Here is a 21,849-nt window from a genome sequence, read left to right as displayed (position 1 = left end):
TTTGATGTTTGCCCGGATTATCACGTATTTACCGGCTTTCTATAATAGAAACCGATTACCAATACGAGCCCGGAATATGACGCTGCGCCTTTTTTTCCATAGTGATGAGCTCAAGGCCAACGTGGAAGTCCTGGAATGCACCCCCCACGAAAACGAGTATGCCGTGGTCTTGCGCGCGACCCTGTTCCACCCCCAGGGCGGTGGACAACCTTGCGACACGGGTTGGATCGGCGAAAGCCAGGTGCTGCGCGTGGTTCAGGATCCCGAGCGGATCATTCATTTTGTCGACCAGCCGGTAAAAACCGGGATGACGCCAATCCGCGTCGACGAACAACGCCGGCGGTTCAACACGCGCATGCATTCGGCTGGCCATTTGATCGGCCACTTTGTACAAGCCATGGGCTGGATGCCGATCAAGGCGCATCACTGGCCTGGTGAAGGCCGTGTGCAATTCCAGCCGGGCAAATCAGCGCAGGACGTCGAGGCCCAGGTCATCGAGCATGGCATCGGGCAGTGGATCGACCACGACCTGCCGCGCCTGACCTCACTGCGCGAAGGATCCCGGGAAATCGGCTTCGGTGACCTGCCCGCCTACGGTTGCGGCGGTACCCATGTACGTAGCTTGAAGGATCTGGGCGCGATCACCATCGCCTCCCTTTCGCAGAAAAAAGGCACGCTGTCCGTCCACTATCACGTGGACTGAGCACTGGGCGTTCGTGGGGGGCGCCTGATTTTATCGATGCAAACATTGCCCGGAACGCAAAAGGCCCGCCCAGTCATACTGGCGGGCCTTTTCTGCTTCAGTACATCCCGTCAACATCCGGCAACCGCACTGCGCTACACCCCTGCCCGCCCACCTGCCTCCACTCTTTGCACCAATAGTTTTCCTTTCATTCATGGCACTTTGGTTTGATTGAACTAATGTCAAACCATAAGAAGTCATAACGGCTCGAATTTCCACGTTAGCTTCAGTGATCAGATAGCGGATTGGCAAAAGGAGTTACCTCACTATGATCCTGGCAGGCGATTTCCGGCGCTGTACCTTCATTGCCGACTATTTCCCAGGGAAGCCAGGTCGGCGGACGGTGCAGTCCATGGCCGCGAGTCTCGCTCTGACAGGCAATCCAGATAACCGGATCACTAAAACCGTTTTTTGCAAAGGTCGCTCGCGGTCCAGCCGGATCAGCGAATGGCGCCCGCTCGTGAGTAGCACGCAAGGAATAACGCCTGGGCCACGGATGAGTGGTCTGGCGCATTGGGGGGGATAGCCCGATCCCCGTGAAGTGATCCGAGACAGCTCAGCCTGTCCAAGATTGGCCTATTCAGTGAGGATGTACTTGATGAGCCTTCGTCCCGTGCCCGCTTTCAAGCGAATTATCCATGGCCTGTTCTGGATGGGCCTCAGCGTGGATGCGGCTCAGGCCGCGCCGGCCAACTGTCCGCAACTGGACAATTGGCCGACAACGTACGAGGTCGGTCAGGGACTGCAGAATGAACTGCGCAGCCCCGTTCCGGTAACGCAACTGGCGGTGGGTGACCCGAAAATTGCCGACGTGCAACCCAGCGGCAGCAACGCGTTCATACTCACGGGCATTGCGCCGGGGACCACCAGCCTGATGGTCTGGACCGCCTGTTCGAAAACGCCGCGCCAAGCCATGGTGTTCGTCAAGGGCAGGGCCACGTCGGCGCTGACCAGCGTGCCGTCGGTGCCTTCCGACGACCCGTTGCTGCCGAGCCAGGTGCAGACCGATGTCCGCTTCGTTGAAGTCAGCCGGACCAAGCTCAAGGAAGCCTCCGCCTCGATTTTCGGCGTCCGGGGCAACTGGCTGTTCGGCTCGCCGAGAACCTTGCCCACCATCGGCGGCATAGTCACACCGGGGATACCGGTGAGAAACGACCAGTTCAACCTCACGTTTGCTACCGGCAGTACCCTGGTGGCGATCAACGCGCTGGAAGGCAGCGGTTTCGCCTACACCCTGGCGCGACCAAGCCTGGTTGCGCTCAGCGGGCAAAGTGCGAGCTTTCTGGCCGGCGGTGAAGTACCGATTCCAGTGCCCAGTTCAGGCAGCGATAACGTGTCCATCGAGTACAAGGAATTCGGTATACGCCTGACCCTGACGCCAACCATCGTCGGGAAAAACCGTATCGCACTGAAGGTGGCGCCGGAAGTCAGTGAACTGGATTTCACCAATGCAGTGAGCATCGCCGGCACGATTGTCCCGGCCCTGACCGTGCGCCGTACCGATACCAGCATCTCCCTGGCCGACGGCGAAAGCTTCGTCATCAGCGGCCTGATCAGCACCCACAACGACTCCCAGGTGAACAAGTTTCCGGGGTTGGGCGATATCCCGATTCTGGGCGCGTTTTTCCGCGACAACACCATCAACCGTGAAGAGCGCGAACTGCTGATGATCGTCACCCCGCATCTGGTCCAGCCATTGGCTGCCGATGCACAACTACCGACACTGCCTGGCGAACAGCTGCGCAATTACGACCCGAACTTCTACCGCATGTTCTTTCTGGAAAATGGTGACTTCGACAGTCTCAGCGGACTCTCGCAATGAAACGCAGCCTGAACCGCACTGACCTCGCCCTCACTCGTAACGGTGACTTTGAACACTTGCCGGGCCAGCTGTGCTGCCATTGGCCAGGCGTTCAACCTGTTGTAGCCAGAGGACATTCAATGAAAGCAGTCATTGCAATAGCGGCGACATTAATGCTCGCAGGTTGTGCCAGCAATGGCATGCCTTCGCGACCGGGTAGCTGTGCCAAGCCCGGTTCGGAGCAAGAACTGGCCCTGAACCTGGCCGACAACATGGCCGAAGAAGGCCGTTTGTATGCCAGCCTGGCGAATCTGGAAGGTTTGCCCGATAGCGTGGTCCAGGTTCGCCTGCGCAAGGCTCGGGTGCTGCGCTTGATGGGGCGTAGCGGCGACGCGCAGCCGTTGTACGAAAGCTTGCTCGGCACCTGTCTGGCGGCTGAAGGGGAACATGGCCTGGGCCAGTTGGCCGCCGCCAGAAATGATAACGCCAGCGCTACCACTCACCTTGAGCGTGCGGTGAAGATGGCCCCCACCGATGACAGGATGCGCAATGACCTGGGGGTCGTCTACCTCAACCAGCGACGGATCCCTGAAGCACGCTTTGAATTCATGACCGCCATGGAGCTCAAGCAGGCGAACACACTGGCGGCACTCAATATGGTGACGCTGCTGATCTACCAGGATAACTGGAAGGCGGCTGCCGAACTCGTGACCCGCGCCGACTTGAGCCCCAAGCAAGTCGTAGAGGCCCAAACCCGCGCGGAAAAACTCAAGGCTTCCGCCAGAAAAGTGGTGGCCTCCGAGGGCAATCGCAAGACTGAGGTAGCCGATGCCTCTACCAGTGCGAACAAGTAGAACGTACGAGGAGTCGAGATGAAGACCAAAAGGCTGTTGATCGGGTGCATGGCTTGCCTGTCCACCACTGCCTGGGCCATTGAACCGGGCCCTTCTTCGCCGTATCAACAAGGCACCGAACAGTGGTTGCAGCTGCAGATTCGCGGCGTGGTTGCCTCCCCTCACCTGCAAACCGCTTCGGCCACCGAACGTGACCTGGCCATGCAGCGCTGGCTGAACAGCTTCAACTACCCGATTCCGGAGTTTTATGACCAGGATACCGCGGGAGAAATCACTAGCGGCAACTGAGGGATGTCGATGGATGACAAGTCTCTGGCGTAATCCAGAGTGGCCTGGCTGCAAAGCCGGGCTTGATGTTGTGTGCAGAAAAGCAGTGGCATCTACGCATGATCCATTCCTGGACGAATTGCCCCGTAGGAGCTGCCGAAGGCCGCGATCTTTTGACTTCAAGCGATCGTGAAATCGCAGGAAGATCAAAAGATCGCGGCCTTCGGCAGCTCCTACAGGGGGTGTGTAAACCTATGGCAGGAAAGTGCAGATCTGGCTTGGTTGGCAAGGCTGTCGCACGCGACAGCCTCAAGCCGTTTGACCTCACCCGAATGCTCTCAACACCCCGATCAGGGCTGGGCCGATGGCAACCAGAAAGAAGCTCGGCCACAGACAGAAAATCAGCGGAAATATCAGTTTGGTACCGATTTTCGCCCCCGCTTCTTCGGCGGCCTGAGTGCGCCGGTCACGGAATTCATCGGCATAGATGCGCAGGGTGTCGGCCACGCTGGTACCAAAGCGGATGCTCTGCGCCAACAGGCTGACCAACCCTTGTACGTCCTCCAGACCGGTGCGCACAGCCAGTTGCTTGAGTGCCTCGGTACTGGTAATGCCCGCTCGGATTTGCGCATTGACCTGGGCCAGTTCCTCCGCCAGCTCAACGTGGCTGACCGACATCTCTTCAGCCACACGCTCAATGGTCGTGGGCAGGGCCAAGCCAGACTCCACGCAGACGACCATCAGGTCCAGCGCATCTGGAAACCCGACACGCAACCGGTTTTGACGCGACTCCTTACGCTTGCTGACATACAGTGCCGGCAGCAACCAACCGATACCGGCCGCCATGGTCACCACCAACAGGCCGATCATCAATGAAACCTTGGGGATCAACGGCAACAGCAGCAACGCCAGGCCGATCAGTAACAGCGGTAACATCAGGCGCACCGCCCAGTACATCTGCACTGCCGAAGAGGAACGGTAACCCGCATGCATCAACAGGGTCCGGGTTGCGGACGTCTTGTTCGACTCGGCCGAAGCAAAGCGCTGGCCGACCCGCTCCAGTAACAATTGCAGGTTACCCGGAGCCTCCTGCCCGACCGTATTGCCTAAATGACCACGCTTGATCAACGCCAGGCGACGCTGCACCGGGTCCTGAAGGCCTAACATCAACAACATCACGGCGACAACCGAAAGCACCGTACTGAAACCGATCACGCTAATGAACAAAATGCGCGCCAGTTCTTCGTTCCCCGTGAGCCGACTGAACAGCCCAAGTAAAAAGTCCATGATCCTGTACCTCCCGGTAGCGAGTACCGCTTAAACCTGAATCCGGATGATTTTTTTTATCCAGAAAATTCCGACCAACATGGCGCCGAACGCCCCGATGATCAGCTTATGGCCCGTGGGGTCATTGATCAGCACAGGAAGGTAACTGGGGCTTGTAACGATGATCGCGATCGCCAGCACGAAAGGAATCGCCACCAGCACCCAGGCCGACATACGTCCTTCCGCCGACAAGGTCTTGATCTTGCGCTGAAAGCGAAAGCGTCCACGGATCAGCCGACTCAGGCGCTCCAGCACTTCCGTCAGATTGCCGCCAGTCTCGCGATGGATGAGGATCGAAGTCACCAGCATCATCACCGTCATGCTTGGCATACGCTCCAACAGGCCGAGCATGGCCCGGCGCACATCGTTGCCATAGTTGATATCGGCGAAGGTCAGGCCAAACTCATGAGCGACCGCCCCTCGATGCTCCTCGGCGACCAGGCGCAGGGTTTCGTTGAAGGGGTGCCCGGCGCGCAGGGCTCGGCACATGGCATCCAGCGCATCTGGCAAACCTTCCTCGAACTGCGCAAAACGTTTGTTGCGATCACGCAGGATTTTCAGAACCGGGACCCAGGCCACCACAAAAGCCACCGCCAGCGCCATCCACCAGATCGCCGAAACCATCAGGACTACGGCGCCGGCTGCAACACCTAGGGCAAGCCCGAGCAATATCACCCGATAAGCACGATATTCATGGCCCGACTGCTCGATCAGCTGTGTCAGGTTCGCCATGAAAGGCAACTGCTCGAGCATCGCCTCCAGGGGCGACAAGCGCGTCAGGTACTTCTGCCTCAACACCGTTTGCATATTGGGTAGATGGTTGGCTTTCTCCAGTACATGCAAGCGGTTGCGGATGAGCTTGCGCATCTTCCCGGCTTCGCCGAATACCGGCACCGCCACGCCCTGGGACAGAAGGAACACGGCAATAAACACCATGCCGAGGAACATCAGAATGAATTCACCAGGAATTTGGTTCATGACTGCCGTGCCTCCATCCACTCAGGCCTGAACATCGTCAGCGGCAACTCGATGCCGCGCTTGGCCAGCACATCTCGGAAGGCGGGGATCATGCCGCTGGGACGATAATCCCCCAGCACCTCGCCGTTTTCGCCCACGCCATGGCGTGCGAAGGAGAAGATTTCGGTCATGGTGATGATCTCGCCTTCCATGCCGTTGATTTCCTGCACGCTGACCAGGCGGCGCTTGCCGTCCTCCTGACGTTCCAGCTGGATCACCACATCGATGGCCGAAGCGATCTGCTGACGCATGGCCTTGATCGGGAAGGTCGCCCCGGTCATCGACACCATGTTCTCGACCCGCCCCAACGCATCACGCGCGGTGTTGGCGTGGATCGTGGTCAACGAGCCGTCGTGGCCGGTGTTCATCGCCGTCAGCATATCGAGCGCCTCGACGCCGCGCACTTCACCGATCACGATGCGGTCCGGGCGCATCCGCAGGCTGTTGCGCACCAACTCCCGCTGGCTCACCTCGCCGCGCCCCTCGATGTTCGAAGGCCGGGTCTCCAGGCGCACCACATGGGGCTGCTGCAGCTGCAGTTCGGCCGAGTCCTCGATGGTGACGATCCGCTCGTTGTGCGGAATGAAACTGGACAGGACATTGAGCATGGTGGTCTTGCCACTGCCGGTACCGCCGGAAATCAGCACGTTCAAGCGCCCACGCACTATCGCCTTGAGCAGCAGGGCAATGGCCGGGGTCAATGTACCCACCTGGATCAGGCTGTCGGTATTGAGCAGGTCCACCGCAAAGCGCCGGATCGACATGCTCGGGCCGTCGATGGCCAGCGGCGGAATAATCGCGTTGACCCGCGAACCGTCCTTGAGCCGGGCGTCCACCAAAGGCGAAGACTCATCGATACGCCGCCCCAGGCTGGAAACGATACGGTCAATAATGTTCAGCAAATGCTGATCATCGCGAAAGCGCACATCGGTGCGTTGCAACTTACCGAAGCGCTCGACATACACCGAGGCAAAGCCGTTGACCAGAATATCGGACACGCTGTGATCGGCCAGCAAAGGCTCCAGGGGGCCAAGGCCGAGCACCTCATCGATGATCTGCTTTATGATCAACTGGCGGCTGGACGTACTCACCGGTGCCGAATGCTCATCAAGCAGGCGCTGACAAATGTCGCGAATCTGCCGCGTGGCCTCAGCCTGCTCAAGGGAGTCCAGCAAGGACAGGTCCATGACCTTGAGCAACTGCTGGTAGATCTTTTCTCGCCACTCGGCCTCCACCGGGGTGACCTGGGTTCTGGTTTCGTACATGACATCCGGGATTGCGTGCTCCCAAGCCATCAATTCATCTACCGGATCCGGAAGGTCACCGTCCAACGGGGTAGCCGACGATGAGGCGGGTTTAGCGGACTGTTTGCGCAAGCGGTTACGAAAGTCGCTGATCATGGGTCATCCCCCGAAAAAACGGTTGAAGGCGCGTTTGAGTACGCCTTTGTTCCCGGTAGCCTGTTGACCGACCAGGCCCTCGGTCATGTCGCGCAGTGCAGCAGTGATCGCTGCCTTCGGCGCATGCAGAGCCAAAGGCACGCCAGTGTTCTGACTCTGGCTGACCAGGTTGAAGTCGTTGGGTAATTTGGACAGGTTCGTGCAGCGCAGCGCCTCGCCGATATCCTTGAGGCTGACCGCTGCCGACTTGTCATAGCGGTTGACCACTATCTGCAATTGATCCCCGCGTACGCCCAGATCTTCGCGAAGAATCCGCACTAGGGAGCTGGCATCGCGCAGATGGCTGACGCTCTGCTGCACCACCACGTACACCCGGTCTGCCTGCTCCAGCACGGAGCCTGTGAGGTGGTCGATTTGCCGTGGCAGATCGATCACTACCCAGTCATAGGTGGCGCGGGCCAACTGCAACAAGGAGTCAAGTTGCTCGGGTTGGGCATCCTGCGGCAGACACAGCTCACCGGCACGGCCACCCAGCACATGCAAGGTTGGGCTGAAGTGGCTGCAAAAACCTCGTAGTGCAACACTGTCCATGCCGTCGATCTGATGCAACACCTCAAGATGGCTGTGGGTTTGCGCCACATCCAGGTAATGCGTCACGCTGCCAAATTGAAGATCCATGTCCAGCAACAGGGTACTGCCACCCTTCATGCTGAGCTGTTGGGCCAGGTTGCAGGCCAGCATGGTGCCGCCCGATCCGCCCTTGGAGCTGGTCACGGCGATCAATTTCCCTTCTGTGCCGCTGCCGGTCCGAACCTCCATGACCAGCCGATTCAAGGCGGCGACCAGTTCTGTCTCGGCGACGGGCTCGGGCAACACGTCACGGGCACCGGCCTGCATCGCCAGACGCATGCCTTCCTGTTCGCTGAGCAACCCGCACACCAGCATCGGCGGACGCTCATGGGCCGGGCGCTGCAACAGTGCCGCAAGCTCTTCACGCCACAGGTGGCTGACGCGCAACAGCAACAGATCAGGCATCCGGTCCAGGCCGTAGAGCGGGTCGACATGCCCATTGCTCACCAGGCGAGTGCTCACCTCCAGGCTGGGCATGCGCTGGCAGACGCTCTGCAGGTCGCGCAACGATGTGGCATCACGGCTACTGATCAGCAACCGTAGTCCGGCTTTGCCGGTCGCGGTAGAGAGTGGAGTATCCTTGGTATTCAGCATGGCGTGATCTCCCCGGAATCGGAATGACGCCCGAGGCTTTCGCGTGGCAACGTTGCCCTGATTACGGGCAAGGTAATGGGCACGCCGAACCCGGGAATAAACAGATTGAAAACGTAGTTCTGCAGACTCAACTGGACATAGCGGATGGCACGAAATCCATTGCTCCCACTCGTGTCGGTGGGGTTGGTTACCAACGCACCGTTTGCGTCCAGATATCTCAGCGTCAGGTTGCTGGTGCTCAGATTGGCTATCAGCTGGCTGGTACCCGCGTCGCCTGCGGCATTGAAGATCGCCCGCTGCAGGACCACCGGATCGCTGATGTTGCAAACCGCAGCCAGGCGCGTACCACGCCGTACGACTTCATCCAGCGCATTGACCGTGAAGTACACGCGGCCCATTTCCACTACGCCGAACAACAGTGTGAATACCAGCAGACCAACGATGGCGAACTCCACCGTATAGGTGCCGTGCATGTGTTTTCTATTCATCACAGAGCCCTCATCACGGTAGTGGCAACCAGCGGAATACTCAGAGCAATCTGATTACCCAAAAAACCGGGAAGCGATCCGGTGCAATTGCCACCGCCAATCACCGGGCAGAACGTGTAAGTGATGGTGACCCGCACATGGTCTGTGCCCACCGCGGCAACGACCACGTTGCCAGTCGTCAACCCTGACACCACCGCGGTCCCGGTGTTGGCAGGTACGCCATACACCGCAACGTTTTTTGTCTGGGTCAGTAGCGTATTGCTCAGAGAGACCGCACCCAGCGTCGAGTCCCAGGCATTGCTGGCGACGAAACGGTCCGCATCACGACTGGCCTGAAGCAGGATGTTGTACTGATAGAGCATGCGGCCGAACTCACCGAAGGCCAGCAGCAGCAACAGCAACACCGGCAGGACCAAAGTGAATTCCACCATGGCTAGGCCTCGCTGACGCTGCCGACTTTTAAATCCATGAAGTCTCATGACGCCCCCTACGAGTCAGTGCTCGGAGTACCGCTGCCGTTGAGATAGGTTTTGTACAGCTGAATGATCTGCGGGCCGGAATCGGTTGACGGCGAGGGGCCGGCCACGTTGTCGCCCTCACACTCCTTCACGAACTGGCCGAAGATCTGCGCGTCACCGCCCCCGCCATCCATGGGCTGCACCACGAAATAACAGCCAAAACCGAGAACGGGGATCGAGGTTGAACCGCCCTGTTTGCCGGCACAGTTGCCCACCACGACTTTCAGCATCCGGCGTTCGAACACCCCATTACTCTCACAGCCACTGCCAGACCCTGCGACACATGCGGCAACGCTCGCACGCCAGTCGTTGTAATCCATTATCGAGTTGCTGCCTGCCGTAAGATTGCCGTTGTTCGAGGTGACGGTCTGGCCTTGGTACTTGGCTTGTGGAGGAGAGACTGAGTCGTCGTAGATGATTGCGGGATTACTGGACGAGGTCACCAGGTCTGGCGGATAGTTCGAGGCACTGACCGGACCGTTGTAGATGCCGAAGCGAGTGTTCAGACCTTGAGACGCAGGACCGACCATGTTGCCCGGGGATGTCTGGACATTTTGCCCTACGTCGCGACAGACCTTGCCGCCTCCGGCCAGATCTTCCCGGACCTGACTGCCACCCGAGCCAAAATCGAGCAACTGAAAATTGCCTGGGCCAATGGGTGACGAATTGCCGGCCGCCGTCTTCAAAACCTGCAAATCACCAAACTGAAACCCCCAGAACATGCCGGCGCCCGGGTTGTATTGAGTCGGGTTGCCACAGACCATCAAAGGGGCAAGATCACAGGGACTGGTAGGGCTGGGTCCGGCGGTGGCGATCGCCGCCACCGCTTTGGCTCCCAGGCCACCAGCGCCGAAGACCTGGGCGAAGTTCCAGAAAAATCCTGTCAGGCCATAGCTCGGTACCGAGACCCGGACGTACTTGGCATCCGTCGGCCCGGGATAGGAGAACGGTCCATAAACGCTGCTTGCCAGTTCCACCACCGCAAATGCAGCGGCGTTGCCGCCAACAGCCGCAGCCAATTCATTGTTGCCCGTGGCATTGGCATTCTGTAGCAGCGTATTGAGCGCGGCGGTCTTCGTCGTGCTAGCACTGTTGACACCACCCGTCACCTGACTCAGGGTTTTTGCGCCACTCAGGGCGGCGGCGTCCACCGCATTCTGCAGGCGCGTTTTGTTCAGCATCATATGCCCGCCGTCCAGAGCCAACGCCGCCATCAGGCCAATCACCGCCAACGTGATCACCATCAATACACTCACCGATCCTTCCTGGCGCCTTGGCGTCGAAGTGAACGGCCGCTGAATACGAAGATTCATCATCAAGCCCTCGATTGCCGATACTGATCCGGATCGGCTCCGCCAATACCCAGGTGCCCGGATACCTGTTGCGCCCGTCAGCGAATGTTGACGACTTTGGCTTCGGTCCCGCGGATAACGGTGATACCCGCGCCCTCGCCACTGCTGCGCTGTACCACTCGTTTTGGCGCTTCGGCAGTGGCCACAGCCATGGCCGGGGCAACAGGTGCAGCAGGCGTGGTAGGCGCAACGGCCGGGCTTTTCTTCTCGAGGTTCAGCGGGTTACGCAGCGCCAGTTGCAACTTGCCTTCCGTCTGCGCCGTGACCAGGGTTTCCGCTTCAGCGGCCGACATCTCCAGGGTCACTGCGCGCACCACGACCGGTTGGGTCTTGTCGGTGCCCGCGGTCTGATCCACCGCCAACACCCGCAAATTCTCGAGGATGGTCCTGGACGTGGCGCTATTACTGCCGGCATTGGTAGTTTTGGTCGCCAGTACATCGACCCGGTTACCCGGCAACAGGAATCCACCCACGCCCACCACATCGTCCACCCGTACCGATATGGCGCGTTTGTCAGGCGCAATCAATGAGGCCAGGGTACTGCCCCCCAAGTGCTCGCTCAGCCGTGCACCGCGCACAACATCGCCCCGCAGAATGTCGAAGGTCGCGATTTTGCCCACGGCTTTTTCACTGGCATCGAAGGCATCGTCCGGGATCGTATCCATGGGCATGCGTACGGTCGTGACCTGCTGGGCCTCAACCATTTGCCCGAATGGAATCTCTACCGTGGCGACCACCACGTTTCGAAGGTGGTCATCCGGGCTGGCATTGAGCCGCGCGCTCAGCCAGGAATCGGCCATCCATGCGGCCCCCAGGCCCATGGCCAGGGAAACACCTATCAGGGTAAGCGTACGAGAACTCATGTCAGTATCTCCGTATCAAAGAAAGTCGAGCTGGACGAAGTAGTTGTGCCAGGCCCATTCCAACTCTTTCGGTGACAGTGGTCCGGAACCGCCTATATAACGCTGGCGATCGAGTGCCATGTTCAGGAGATCGCGGGGATGGCAAGGCACCAGGGGCATGCCTTCACTTGCATAAAGCCTTTGCAGCACATAACGCACCAGCAGCGGGTCATAAGAAACGCCCAGACGCTCGCTTTCCTGACGCCAGATCTTTTCGTACTGCTCGGGCTTCAGGTAACCGAACTGCAGCTTGTAGCCAATCCGGCGAAGGAAGGCCTCATCGGCCAGTTCCAGGGGATTGAGGTTGGTGGAAAACACCAGAATCAGATCGAACGGCAACTCGCAATGCCGACCACCGCCCAGGTTGAGGAAATCGCGCTTTTCCTCCATCGGGACGATCCAGCGATTCAACAGTTCGGCAGGGGCCATGCGCTGGCGTCCCATGTCGTCGATGATGAACAGGCCATTGCTGGCCTTGAGCTGCAAGGCGGCCTGGTACTGACGGGTGAAGGGGTCATATCGAACGTCCAGCTGCTCCATGCTCAACTCACCGCCGGTGATGACAATCGGGCGTTTGCAGCACAGCAGACGACGGTCGATTCCTTCGTTGAGCATCAGACTGTTTTGCTGAACGTTGTCATCGAGCCGCTGATGAACTTGCGGGTCATAGATTTCGATCACTGACTCATTGATGACGATGGCATGAGGGACCCAGATGGCCTCGGCGAACAGTCGGATCAGCCGGGAACTGACATAGGTCTTGCCGGTACCTGCGGGGCCATAAATCATGATTGCGCGCCCGGAGTTCATTGCCACACCCAACTGATCGAGCATCTCCTCCGTGAGCACTACGCCAGCAAGGGCATTGCGCATATCGTTGGCGTTGATGCGACCATGGTGAATGGTCTGTAGCTTGATCAGGGAGCGGTAGGTACTGACCGGGAAGGGTGCCGCTCCGATATAACCACTGCGCGACAGGGCATCACGGGCGGCACTGCGCCCACGTTCGGTCAGGCCGTAACGCAGCATCTGCCCGCCGGTTTGACTCATCTGGCCCAGCACTTCGACACGACCATCCTTGCGCAGAAACGCCAGAACCTCTTCAAGTACCGCGCCAGTCAGCGCCAGGCGATCCACCAGCCGCGACATGTCCAGCACCCCTGCATCAAACAGATGCTTGCACACCAACTCACCGAGAAAACTGTCGGTCAGACCTGTTTCGCGGATTGTGCACGGCTGAGGAGCCAGTCGTTGCACCGCTTCCCGCTCATTGGGGAAGGCATTAGTATCAACCATGACGTGCATGACTAAACTCCCAATCCACTGGCAACAAGTTGCCAGTAGATGCTGCCCAGCGTGCCGAGCAAAATTGCAATCGAATAAGGAAAAGGCTTGCCGGCTACTTCATCCGAAGTTGGCGCCAGATAAGCCTGCGCCCTTAGAATCAACCAATAACGCCCCAGGGTCTGAAACAGTTGACCGCGATACAGCACTATCAAAAAACCGCATACGCCGCCGGCTATCAAACTGAACATTGCAGCCCACAACGCGAAATGAAATGGTAGAAAACTGCCGACCATGGCCATCAACTTGACGTCGCCGGCAGCCATGCCACCGAAGGCGTACATGGGCAGAAACAGCGCAAAACAGATCAGAATACCCAACAGGCTGTCACCCAATCCGCTGATGCCACCTGAATACATTTGAGCCCCCAGTCCCAAGGCAAGCCCCAACAGGACCAGCATGTTGGGAATACGGTGGCGAAGCAGATCGCTCACCACCGCCACGCCCAATAGTCCAAGCAGTAAAACAGTCGACACCAGCAATTCCATGGACATGGCGCGTCTCCCCTGACGGGATTATCGTTAACAGCCAGTACCTTTAACCGCAGTGCACAGCGCTGTGATCTTAGTGTTCACCTCGCCGCCCAAGGTTACAAACATTGCGGCAACAGCTACCGTAATTAACCCACCGGCAACGGCGTACTCCACAATGGTCAGGCCATCTTCATCTTTGGCGAACTTGCTTATCAAAGTTCTGATTGTGTGCAGAGTCATTTTTGTGTACCTCACTTCAGCGGCAATACGGCTTAGAAAGTACATTGGCGGGGACAGCGCGAAGCGCCCCGCCACCGTGAGCTGCAATCATCAGCAGCCAGAACCTTTGACCGCCGTGCACAGCGCAGTGATCTTGGTGTTCACGTTGGTGCCCAAAGTTAAAAACATTGCAGCAACAGCGACCGTAATCAGCCCCCCCGCCACCGCATACTCCACAATGGTCAGGCCATCTTCGTCTTTGACGAACTTCAGAACCGAAGCCTTGATTGTTTGCATGATCATTTTGCCCACCTCACTCGAATGTTGTTTTTTCTGAGGCAGTACTTTCTGCGCTGCCTGAGTGCAACCCTAGTCAGGAGCAAGGCATGGGCGTTAGGAAGATTTTGCACATCGCTAGGACTTTTTTGCGGGGCGACCAATACGGAGCATTGGTCTTTGCAGCAGTCACGGGAGGGGTAAACAAAGCATTGAAACGCAAAGGCAATTGCCATTGATTCACAAGCGACAGGCGGTTAAACCTGGCTTTTTCGACGACACACGAGCAAATAATCGCCCGGAGCTGCCGTCCAGATAACCCATAGAGCGAAAAGAACTAAAGATCGTATTTTCTATCAGGATTAAATCTGCAAGATTGATGGCACATTGGCAATACTGGCGATGAGAGTCACTAGAACCACCAGAGTAGAGACATGACGTCCAATTTGACCAAAAGGCCATCGCTCCTATGGTTCGATCTGACTCATGATCGGTCCACGAAAGAACTCGTCGCGCAGTTCGAGGATGCCTGCGACTGCAAACTGGCAAAAAACTCCGTGTTGCCCATCAGGGAACAGGCAGACATGATCTGCATCCATTTTGATCGCCCCGATACTCCAGGCTTGAAGCTATTACTGGAGATCAAACGCACCACCCCGACCATCCCGATCACCATGTTCACCGTGCAGCACTCGGAGGAACTGGCGGTATGGGCCATGCGCTCCAGCGTCTGGGAATACATGGTGCTCCCGTTCTCGACCTCCGAGAAGAAGCGTTACCTGACGGCGGTGCTGCAGCTCTGCGAGCTGCGCCGAAATGCCAACGGCCAGAACAAGTCTTCGCAGATCGAACACTCCCCGACCCTGCCAGACAGCATCCGGCTGACCTCAGGCCACCAAAAACACCAGGCACTGAACAGCGTCATGCTGTACATCGAACAGCACTTTCGAGACAGCATCGATCAGAGGGACCTGGCGCAGCGCTGCGGCATGACGACATTTCGCTTCAGCCGCCTGTTCAAGGAAGCCAATGGACTTGGCTTCACGGATTACATCCTGGACAAGCGCATGAACTTCGCCAAAGAACTGCTCGACAACAGCCAGATGCCGATTACCAGCATCGGCTATGAGGCCGGCTTCAAGGATCCGTCCTACTTCGCTCGTGCCTTCAAGCAGTTCGCAAACTGCACGCCCAGCGAATACCGCCTGGCACGCCAACTCAGAGCAACTGCAGCTGTGCAACGGGTGCAGGATGAAGAAACCACTGACGCGCTCGAAAGCCTGGTACAGAGCCTCAGCAGTTGATCCGGTTTTTTACGCGCAAACAAAAACGCCGCTCAATGAGCGGCGTTTTCGTTAAATATGGAGCGGGAAACGAGACTCGAACTCGCGACCCCGACCTTGGCAAGGTCGTGCTCTACCAACTGAGCTATTCCCGCAAATGGCGTCCCCTAGGGGACTCGAACCCCTGTTACCGCCGTGAAAGGGCGGTGTCCTAGGCCACTAGACGAAGGGGACACGCTACCCGGAACACATGGTGTGTGTTTCGGTGCCCAGATCCGTATCCGAAGACTTGGTTCTGGTTTCACTCAGCCCTGCCCGAAAGCAACGCTGTTTAAAATTGGAGCGGGAAACGAGACTCGAACTCGCGACCCCGACCTTGGCAAGGTCGTGCTCTACCAACTGAGCTATTCCCGCATTGGCGTCCCCTAGGGGACTCGAACCCCTGTTACCGCCGTGAAAGGGCGGTGTCCTAGGCCACTAGACGAAGGGGACACACTACAACATTCACTCCCTGCTTCGTTTCGCTGTGTGCTTTACGCTGCAAGTGGCGCGCATTCTATGGATGGATTGAGAGGTCGTCAACCCCCTGATATAAATTTATTTAAATCAATGACTTCGCCCTGCTTTTGGACGCCATTGCGGTTTTTCCGCTGCCCGGTGTTTGACGCCTATATTCTGGCACCCGCCAAGACGTTATAGTCCTCCAGTGATGGCAATCTGTATATCGCGTGCCACCATTTATAGAAGCGAGGCTGCGGCCGATATAGGCGCAGGCATGTCCGATCCATCCCGTCATACGGGCCTAGGCGCTCAAATGCCAAGCCACTAGACTCGCATGCGTACCCTAAAAAGAGGTCTTACCGGTGACGCCACTCATGATCACCCTGCTAGTTGTAGCCGGGATCGCACTGTTGATCGCCATTGGCTACATGAACCATGTGGTGGAAAACAACAAGCTGGAAAAGGCCCGTACCAAGATTGAACTCAATGATCGCCTGCGTCGCTGCGGAGAAATCACCGAGACTTTCCCCGGCCAGTTGATGACCCCGGCACTCAAACTGTTGTTGGCCCGCCTGGAACTGAACGTCTGCCAGCGCCTGCTCAACCTGGAAAAATCCAGTGCCAACCTCAAGGCACGGATCGCCGAACTGGAGGCCCTTGTCGGCCAGGGTGAATCGATCCCGGTCAACAATCCGCCGGCACCGATCCAGACCGAAGCCAAGGCCAAGGATGTGCGTTTCCTGCTCGAAGCCCTGCACGGACAAATCACCCGCGCGGCACAGGACGGCTTCCTGCCCCCTAACGAAGCCAAGCGCTGGATTCGTGAGGTGCGCCACATTCTGGTGCTGCTGCACATCGAGTTCTTCAACAACCTCGGCCAGCACTCCCTGCAACAGAACCAGCCGGGGCAGGCTCGCCTGGCATTCGAGCGCGGCGTGCAATACCTGCGCAAGCAACAGGAACCACAGGTCTACGCCGAGCAACTGGAATACCTGGAAAAACTCCTGGCCCGCGCCAATGACCAGGTCATGGATCGAATTGCGCCGGTCGAAGGCGAGGTCAACCAATTGACCGAAGGCCTCAAAGACGTCGAAGCTGACGCGGACTGGAAAAAGAAAGTGATCTACGACTGATCGGCGAAAACAGAAAAGCCACCGCAAGGTGGCTTTTTTTGGCCTGGCCGATCATCATTTCAAAGCCTGAAATGCCCCACCATCCCCTTCAGCTCAACCCCCAGTTGCGCCAACTCGATGCTGGAGGCGGCATTGCCCTGCATCGCCAACGATGATTGATCGGCACTGGCGCGGATACTGGTGACACTGCGGTTGATCTCTTCGGCCACCGAGCTCTGTTCCTCGGCCGCCGCTGCGATCTGCTGGTTCATCTGCTGGATCAACGATACCGCCGCCGCAATACTTCCCAAAGCGCTCTCGGTCTGCAAGGCATCGCTGACCGCCAGCTTCACCAACTCGCCACTGCTCTGGATCTGCTGCACCGACGACTGCGCCGCCGAGCGCAAAGCGCTGACCAGGCGTTCGATTTCCTCGGTCGATTGCTGGGTTCGCCTGGCCAGCGCGCGCACTTCATCGGCGACCACCGCAAAGCCCCTGCCCTGCTCACCCGCCCGGGCCGCCTCGATCGCCGCGTTCAGCGCCAGTAGGTTGGTCTGCTCTGCCACGCTTTTGATTACACTCAAGACCGTGCCGATGTTCTGGATTTCCGCACTCAGGCTTTCAATGCTCGAACTGGCCGAGTTGGCCGAATCCGCCAACTGCTCGATCCGCGCCATGCTCTGGCGCACCACCTGCTGACCACTTTCAACCTTGCCGTCAGCCGTTTGCGCCGCCATGGCTGCTTCCTCTGCGTTGCGCGCGACGTCATGCACCGTGGCCGTCATCTGATTCATCGCAGTGGCGACCTGTTCGGTTTCCTCTTTCTGCGTGCTGACTTCGAGATTGGTCTGTTCCGTCACTGCCGACAGCGATTGGGCGGAAGTGGCCAACTGCTCGATACCCGACTGCAAGCCGCTGACGATTTGGCTGAGCCCCGCGCCCATTTGTTGCATGGCCTGCATCAACTGGCCAATTTCGTCACGGCGGGTCACGTCAATGGTCGCACTCAAATCCCCTGAGGCAATCTGCTGCGCCACCTGGATCACACTGCGCAGCGGCGCCACGATCAACCGGGTGATGAACCACGCAGCAACCAGCCCGACCAGCAACGCCAGAGCCGAGGAGCCAAGGATCAGCATCGAGTTCTTTTTCAGTTCGGCCTGCATCGCCTGGTCTTCAGCGACATAAGCCTGATCCACCCGTTCAACCACTTGGGCTGCGCGTTGGTGCAACTGTTGATAAACGGTTTTTTCCTGTTCCAGCAGACCGGTGTACTCGGCGAGCTTGTCACTGAAACCGGCGATATGACCCGTCACCTCATTGAGGACAGTCTGGTAACCCTCGTCCTTGACCGCGGTCTTGAGCTGCTCGGCCTGGGCCAGTGCCTGGCTGGCCTGTTCGATCTTGCCCTGCCCGGCGCTGTCGTCGCCTTTGCGACTTTGATCCAGGCGCACGCGCGCTTCATTCATGGCTTGCAGCATCAAGCGTGAAACCTGGCTGACCTGACCGGCCTGCTCGATGAATTGCGCACCGTCCTTGCCTTCGGAATCTTTCAGCGTATAAGCGCCGTCATCGGCGAGCCCCGATTGCAATACATCAAGATTATTAGCCACGCTGGACACCGACCAACTGGCCATTTCCAGCGCCAGGTCCTTGGCCTGGGTGAGCGAGACAAACTCGTCGAAGGCCTTGCGATAGGCCCCCAAAGACTGTTCGACATCATTCATCACCGGCACATTGGCGGCAGACGCGGCCTTGAGTTGGCCGGCCAGAGCGAGCAAGCCATCGACGCCCTCGTGCAGGGCATCGACGGTTTTCGGATTGCCGTGCAAGGCGTATTCCTGCTCCAGCAGCCGCACCTTGAGCAAACCGCTGTTGAGCGATGACATCTGCTTGAGCCCATCGAAGCGCTGGCTGATGGTTTGCAGGGACCACACGCCAATGCCCGCCACCAGCGCAGTCAACAACAGCACCAGGACAAACCCGACACCCAGTTTTTTCGCCATACCGAGGTTGGCAAAACGTCCTTGCACGGCCGAATTCATTGCACTTAGTCCCCTGCCAAAGTCTGTAGACGCAGATTCGCAACGGGCCAGTGGCAACACAAGGCTCTGGCGCCGGAATAATGGCAAAAAGCTACGCCAACGTCGCTTTCAGAACGCTTGAGGTCGATCCCGAGCAGTGGCCTGAAAGAACGCACGGGCCCGCGGGTCGCAGGCATAGGCCACATTGATACGCTGCCAGTCACTGGCCCCACCCGAGGCGTTGAAGGCGCGCTTCGATGACAACACCACACCCAGACGCCGTGCCCGGGCCTGCACCTGATCGTAGTCGGACATTCGTGATCGCGCCCAGATAAACAGGCCTCCCGCCGGTTTGCCGAAGACTTCCCATTCGGCATCCTCAAGCATTTGCAACACAGCCAACCGGTCGTTACTCAAGCGTTGGCGCTGACGTTGCACCAATTTGCCGTAGGCACCGTTAACCAACAGGCACGCCAGCACCGACTCGCAAAATCGAGAGGCGCCCATGCCAGAAATCATCTTGACCTCGGCCAGACGCGTAATGACTGCGCAATCGGCCACCACGAAACCGACCCGCAAGGAACTGCTGAGGGTTTTGGAATAGCTGCCCACGTAGATCACGTTGTCGTCCAGCGCAGCCAGTCGCGTACCGCAACCGCTGCGCAAATCCGCAAAAACGTCGTCCTCGATCACCTGCACGCCAAAGGTCCTAGCCAGTTGCAGCACGCGACGCGCCACCCCGGGTGAAAGGTTGCTGCCGGTCGGGTTGTGAAAGAAGCTATTGATGAGCAGCCCTTGAGGCCGGTGCTTGGCCAGCACCGATTCGAGCACGTCCACGTCCGGCCCGCGCGGTGTTCGCGGCACCTCGACCATGTGGATGCCGTGCAGCCTGAGCAGATCGAACAGCTGCGGATAACCGGGACTCTCCACGACCACACAATCACCGGCCTTGAACAGCGTCCGCACAATCAGGTCGAGCCCCTGACTGGCACCCGCGGTGGTCATGATCCGGTTGTCCTGTACCGGGATGTCCAGCTGCCTGAGGCGCTTGAGTATCTGTTGCCGCAAGGCTGGCAAACCCAGCGGCGTGCTGTAGTTGAACAGACTGGCCGTATCGGTACGACTGACTTGCCGGATCGCGTAGATCAGATCGTCGGTCTCGCGCCAGCTTTCAGGCAGCCCGCCACAGCCCAGCCTCAACTCACCCGACCACGGCCCGTACTCGGGTTCGGCCCCCTCAAACCACGCAGGCTCATGCCTTGCGTTCGTGACCAATGCCGGGTCGGCGACTGTATAGCCAGCCCCATGACCTGACACCAGCATCCCCTGCGTCACCAGGCGTTCACAGGCCTGAGCGACACTTGACTGACTGAGCAAATTGATACGTGCGATCTGTCGCACCGAAGGCAGGCGCGTACCGGGCGATACCCCGCTGGAATGAAGCCAGCAGGTCAGCGCGTCAACAATTTGCTGTACGACGGGCACCAGCGCCTGTCGGTCGATTCTCAACTCCATGAGCAAGCAAACTCCTGTTGATTTTGCAGGAAGCAGTTAATCACAGGAGGGTTCGAAGGCATGTGCGACAACACCGCCAAAACCATTCGATCTAATTATTTGAAACACATTGCCCGGCCCGGAACCAAAACACTGTGGGAGCGAGCCTGCTCGCGAAAGCGGTGTGTCAGCCGATATCAATTTCGACTGACACGCCCTCTTCGCGAGCAAGCCCCCGCTCCCACAGGTTCCGCGTGTATTCGGTATCGGTGCGTCGTTTTAAAACGCGGTAACGCCACCGTCCACGGCCAATGAGTGCCCCGTGGTGAACGCCGCGCCATCGCTGCACAGATACAGCACCGCGCTGGCGATTTCCTCGACCTTGCCGATGCGACCGACCGGGTGCATGGCGTTGGCGAACTCGGCTTTTTTCGGGTCGGCTTCATAAGCGCGACGGAACATGTCGGTGTCGATCACCGCCGGGCACACGGCATTGACCCGGATCTTTTTCTTGGCGTACTCAATGGCCGCCGATTTGGTCAGGCCGATAACCGCATGCTTCGAGGCCGCGTAGATGCTCATTTTCGGCGCTGCCCCCAGGCCCGCCACCGAAGCCGTATTGACGATCGCGCCGCCCCCTTGCGCCAGCAGCAGCGGCAACTGGTACTTCATGCACAGCCAGACGCCTTTGACGTTGACGCCCATGATCGCGTCGAACTCGTCGAGCGAACCGTCGGCCAGTTTGCCTTTCTCGATTTCGATACCGGCATTGTTGAAGGCATAGTCGAGGCGACCGTAAGTATTGATCACCTCCTCCATCAGATTTTTCACATCGTTTTCCAGGGTGACGTTGCAGCGCACGAAGGTCGCCTCGCCCCCGGCCGCACGAATCTGCGCCACCGTGCCCTCGCCGCCCGCCGTGTCCATATCGGCCACTACGACCTTAAGGCCCTCGGCGGCAAATGCCTGGGCGGTCGCGCGGCCAATACCGGCTGCCCCGCCTGTCACCACCACCACCTGGCCGGAAAACGTCATGCTCATTGTTATGTCCTCGAAGAGAATTAAGCGGGGAATCGCGCTGGACCAGTCTAGCCATGGAGGTGCTGAACGCGGCAGCACTATCAGGACTCCGGTTGGGCGCCCATGAGTTGCAGTGATGGAAATGCCGTACCAACTATCACTGCACTGGATCAACCTGCATTCGCCGCATCAGCCGAACTTGCGGCATCGGC

The 21,849-nt window shown here is 58.5% G+C and carries 21 protein-coding genes, 4 tRNA genes and 1 pseudogene; 6 read left to right on the top strand and 20 right to left on the bottom strand.

Going from position 1 to position 21,849, the window contains the following annotated elements; all coding sequences use genetic code 11:
• Window positions 1-76: 76 nt before the first annotated feature.
• The 4 genes from KW841_RS20840 to KW841_RS20825 all read left to right on the top strand — a co-directional run bounded on the left by KW841_RS20840 (window position 77) and on the right by KW841_RS20825 (window position 3,685).
• Window positions 77-703 (top strand): alanyl-tRNA editing protein, encoded by a 627-nt coding sequence (locus tag KW841_RS20840; protein WP_218479590.1) that lies wholly within the window; start codon window positions 77-79, stop codon window positions 701-703.
• A 637-nt stretch (window positions 704-1,340) separates the two neighbouring features.
• A complete protein-coding gene (locus tag KW841_RS20835; RefSeq protein WP_218479589.1) occupies window positions 1,341-2,564 on the top strand; it encodes a type II and III secretion system protein family protein in 1,224 nt (407 codons plus the stop codon).
• Between the two features lie 119 nt (window positions 2,565-2,683).
• Entirely contained in the window at window positions 2,684-3,397 is a 714-nt protein-coding gene (locus KW841_RS20830; protein WP_218479588.1) for a tetratricopeptide repeat protein, read from the top strand.
• Between the two features lie 18 nt (window positions 3,398-3,415).
• Entirely contained in the window at window positions 3,416-3,685 is a 270-nt protein-coding gene (locus KW841_RS20825) for a DUF3613 domain-containing protein (RefSeq protein ID WP_218479587.1), read from the top strand.
• 303 nt (window positions 3,686-3,988) lie between these two features.
• Here the strand turns inward: KW841_RS20825 and KW841_RS20820 are convergent, their stop codons facing one another.
• The 12 genes from KW841_RS20820 to KW841_RS20765 all read right to left on the bottom strand — a co-directional run bounded on the left by KW841_RS20820 (window position 3,989) and on the right by KW841_RS20765 (window position 14,230).
• A complete protein-coding gene (locus tag KW841_RS20820; RefSeq protein WP_218479586.1) occupies window positions 3,989-4,951 on the bottom strand; it encodes a type II secretion system F family protein in 963 nt (320 codons plus the stop codon).
• A gap of 30 nt (window positions 4,952-4,981) precedes the next feature.
• A complete protein-coding gene (locus KW841_RS20815) occupies window positions 4,982-5,968 on the bottom strand; it encodes a type II secretion system F family protein (RefSeq protein WP_218479745.1) in 987 nt (328 codons plus the stop codon).
• Window positions 5,965-7,407, bottom strand: a complete 1,443-nt coding sequence (locus KW841_RS20810; protein ID WP_218479585.1) for a CpaF family protein — start codon at window positions 7,405-7,407, stop codon at window positions 5,965-5,967. Before KW841_RS20810 ends, KW841_RS20815 begins: the two co-directional genes overlap by 4 nt.
• A gap of 3 nt (window positions 7,408-7,410) precedes the next feature.
• A complete protein-coding gene (locus KW841_RS20805; RefSeq protein WP_218479584.1) occupies window positions 7,411-8,631 on the bottom strand; it encodes an AAA family ATPase in 1,221 nt (406 codons plus the stop codon).
• On the bottom strand, window positions 8,625-9,119 hold the full coding sequence (locus KW841_RS20800) for a TadE/TadG family type IV pilus assembly protein (protein ID WP_218479583.1): 495 nt from the start codon (window positions 9,117-9,119) through the stop codon (window positions 8,625-8,627). Before KW841_RS20800 ends, KW841_RS20805 begins: the two co-directional genes overlap by 7 nt.
• A complete protein-coding gene (locus KW841_RS20795; protein WP_218479582.1) occupies window positions 9,119-9,598 on the bottom strand; it encodes a TadE/TadG family type IV pilus assembly protein in 480 nt (159 codons plus the stop codon). Before KW841_RS20795 ends, KW841_RS20800 begins: the two co-directional genes overlap by 1 nt.
• 8 nt (window positions 9,599-9,606) lie before the next feature.
• Window positions 9,607-10,953, bottom strand: a complete 1,347-nt coding sequence (locus KW841_RS20790; protein ID WP_218479581.1) for a TadE/TadG family type IV pilus assembly protein — start codon at window positions 10,951-10,953, stop codon at window positions 9,607-9,609.
• A 74-nt stretch (window positions 10,954-11,027) separates the two neighbouring features.
• A complete protein-coding gene (gene cpaB, locus KW841_RS20785; protein ID WP_218479580.1) occupies window positions 11,028-11,852 on the bottom strand; it encodes a Flp pilus assembly protein CpaB in 825 nt (274 codons plus the stop codon).
• 15 nt (window positions 11,853-11,867) lie between these two features.
• Complete coding sequence (locus tag KW841_RS20780) at window positions 11,868-13,196, bottom strand: AAA family ATPase (RefSeq protein WP_218479579.1); 1,329 nt, start codon at window positions 13,194-13,196, stop codon at window positions 11,868-11,870.
• A gap of 2 nt (window positions 13,197-13,198) precedes the next feature.
• Window positions 13,199-13,729, bottom strand: coding sequence for a prepilin peptidase (locus KW841_RS20775; protein WP_218479578.1), 531 nt, complete (start codon window positions 13,727-13,729; stop codon window positions 13,199-13,201).
• Between the two features lie 27 nt (window positions 13,730-13,756).
• Entirely contained in the window at window positions 13,757-13,948 is a 192-nt protein-coding gene (locus KW841_RS20770) for a Flp family type IVb pilin (RefSeq protein ID WP_218479577.1), read from the bottom strand.
• Window positions 13,949-14,038: 90 nt separating this feature from the next.
• Window positions 14,039-14,230: a Flp family type IVb pilin gene (locus tag KW841_RS20765; RefSeq protein WP_218479576.1), complete on the bottom strand. Its 192-nt coding sequence runs from the start codon at window positions 14,228-14,230 to the stop codon at window positions 14,039-14,041.
• 407 nt (window positions 14,231-14,637) lie between these two features.
• Between KW841_RS20765 and KW841_RS20760 the strand changes: the two genes are divergently transcribed.
• Entirely contained in the window at window positions 14,638-15,507 is an 870-nt protein-coding gene (locus tag KW841_RS20760; protein ID WP_218479575.1) for a DNA-binding response regulator, read from the top strand.
• Between the two features lie 58 nt (window positions 15,508-15,565).
• Here KW841_RS20760 and KW841_RS20755 read toward each other — a convergent pair.
• From KW841_RS20755 to KW841_RS20740, 4 genes are all read right to left on the bottom strand, one after another.
• A tRNA-Gly gene (locus tag KW841_RS20755) sits at window positions 15,566-15,641 on the bottom strand.
• Between the two features lie 3 nt (window positions 15,642-15,644).
• A tRNA-Glu gene (locus tag KW841_RS20750) sits at window positions 15,645-15,720 on the bottom strand.
• A gap of 104 nt (window positions 15,721-15,824) precedes the next feature.
• A tRNA-Gly gene (locus tag KW841_RS20745) sits at window positions 15,825-15,900 on the bottom strand.
• 2 nt (window positions 15,901-15,902) lie between these two features.
• Window positions 15,903-15,978, bottom strand: a tRNA-Glu gene (locus KW841_RS20740).
• 383 nt (window positions 15,979-16,361) lie between these two features.
• Here KW841_RS20740 and KW841_RS20735 point away from each other — a divergent pair.
• On the top strand, window positions 16,362-17,120 hold the full coding sequence (locus KW841_RS20735) for a hypothetical protein (protein WP_172435305.1): 759 nt from the start codon (window positions 16,362-16,364) through the stop codon (window positions 17,118-17,120).
• A 59-nt stretch (window positions 17,121-17,179) separates the two neighbouring features.
• Here KW841_RS20735 and KW841_RS30130 read toward each other — a convergent pair whose 3' ends face one another.
• The 4 genes and pseudogenes from KW841_RS30130 to KW841_RS20720 all read right to left on the bottom strand — a co-directional run bounded on the left by KW841_RS30130 (window position 17,180) and on the right by KW841_RS20720 (window position 21,658).
• Window positions 17,180-18,043 carry a methyl-accepting chemotaxis protein gene (locus KW841_RS30130; protein ID WP_371319526.1) on the bottom strand — a complete coding sequence of 288 codons (864 nt, stop codon included), beginning with the start codon at window positions 18,041-18,043 and terminating at the stop codon, window positions 17,180-17,182.
• Window positions 18,038-19,105: pseudogene (locus tag KW841_RS30125) on the bottom strand (HAMP domain-containing protein); the annotation flags it as partial. The gene KW841_RS30130 and the pseudogene KW841_RS30125, both read right to left, overlap by 6 nt.
• A gap of 147 nt (window positions 19,106-19,252) precedes the next feature.
• Window positions 19,253-20,638 carry a PLP-dependent aminotransferase family protein gene (locus KW841_RS20725; protein ID WP_218479573.1) on the bottom strand — a complete coding sequence of 462 codons (1,386 nt, stop codon included), beginning with the start codon at window positions 20,636-20,638 and terminating at the stop codon, window positions 19,253-19,255.
• Between the two features lie 258 nt (window positions 20,639-20,896).
• Window positions 20,897-21,658: an SDR family oxidoreductase gene (locus KW841_RS20720; protein WP_218479572.1), complete on the bottom strand. Its 762-nt coding sequence runs from the start codon at window positions 21,656-21,658 to the stop codon at window positions 20,897-20,899.
• Between the last annotated feature and the right edge of the window lie 191 nt (window positions 21,659-21,849).

This window comes from Pseudomonas sp. PDM28, assembly GCF_019219115.1.
Lineage (GTDB): Bacteria > Pseudomonadota > Gammaproteobacteria > Pseudomonadales > Pseudomonadaceae > Aquipseudomonas > Aquipseudomonas laurylsulfatiphila.
This window is presented reverse-complemented; position numbering and strand designations above follow the sequence as displayed.

Coding starts and splice junctions, on each gene's coding strand:
- KW841_RS20840 (WP_218479590.1), top strand. CDS start 77: ATGACGCTGCGCCTTTTTTTCCATAGTGATGAGCTCAAGGCCAACGTG.
- KW841_RS20835 (WP_218479589.1), top strand. CDS start 1,341: ATGAGCCTTCGTCCCGTGCCCGCTTTCAAGCGAATTATCCATGGCCTG.
- KW841_RS20830 (WP_218479588.1), top strand. CDS start 2,684: ATGAAAGCAGTCATTGCAATAGCGGCGACATTAATGCTCGCAGGTTGT.
- KW841_RS20825 (WP_218479587.1), top strand. CDS start 3,416: ATGAAGACCAAAAGGCTGTTGATCGGGTGCATGGCTTGCCTGTCCACC.
- KW841_RS20820 (WP_218479586.1), bottom strand. CDS start 4,951: ATGGACTTTTTACTTGGGCTGTTCAGTCGGCTCACGGGGAACGAAGAA.
- KW841_RS20815 (WP_218479745.1), bottom strand. CDS start 5,968: ATGAACCAAATTCCTGGTGAATTCATTCTGATGTTCCTCGGCATGGTG.
- KW841_RS20810 (WP_218479585.1), bottom strand. CDS start 7,407: ATGATCAGCGACTTTCGTAACCGCTTGCGCAAACAGTCCGCTAAACCC.
- KW841_RS20805 (WP_218479584.1), bottom strand. CDS start 8,631: ATGCTGAATACCAAGGATACTCCACTCTCTACCGCGACCGGCAAAGCC.
- KW841_RS20800 (WP_218479583.1), bottom strand. CDS start 9,119: ATGAATAGAAAACACATGCACGGCACCTATACGGTGGAGTTCGCCATC.
- KW841_RS20795 (WP_218479582.1), bottom strand. CDS start 9,598: ATGAGACTTCATGGATTTAAAAGTCGGCAGCGTCAGCGAGGCCTAGCC.
- KW841_RS20790 (WP_218479581.1), bottom strand. CDS start 10,953: ATGATGAATCTTCGTATTCAGCGGCCGTTCACTTCGACGCCAAGGCGC.
- cpaB (WP_218479580.1), bottom strand. CDS start 11,852: ATGAGTTCTCGTACGCTTACCCTGATAGGTGTTTCCCTGGCCATGGGC.
- KW841_RS20780 (WP_218479579.1), bottom strand. CDS start 13,196: ATGCACGTCATGGTTGATACTAATGCCTTCCCCAATGAGCGGGAAGCG.
- KW841_RS20775 (WP_218479578.1), bottom strand. CDS start 13,729: ATGTCCATGGAATTGCTGGTGTCGACTGTTTTACTGCTTGGACTATTG.
- KW841_RS20770 (WP_218479577.1), bottom strand. CDS start 13,948: ATGACTCTGCACACAATCAGAACTTTGATAAGCAAGTTCGCCAAAGAT.
- KW841_RS20765 (WP_218479576.1), bottom strand. CDS start 14,230: ATGATCATGCAAACAATCAAGGCTTCGGTTCTGAAGTTCGTCAAAGAC.
- KW841_RS20760 (WP_218479575.1), top strand. CDS start 14,638: ATGACGTCCAATTTGACCAAAAGGCCATCGCTCCTATGGTTCGATCTG.
- KW841_RS20735 (WP_172435305.1), top strand. CDS start 16,362: ATGATCACCCTGCTAGTTGTAGCCGGGATCGCACTGTTGATCGCCATT.
- KW841_RS30130 (WP_371319526.1), bottom strand. CDS start 18,043: ATGGGCGCGGGGCTCAGCCAAATCGTCAGCGGCTTGCAGTCGGGTATC.
- KW841_RS20725 (WP_218479573.1), bottom strand. CDS start 20,638: ATGGAGTTGAGAATCGACCGACAGGCGCTGGTGCCCGTCGTACAGCAA.
- KW841_RS20720 (WP_218479572.1), bottom strand. CDS start 21,658: ATGAGCATGACGTTTTCCGGCCAGGTGGTGGTGGTGACAGGCGGGGCA.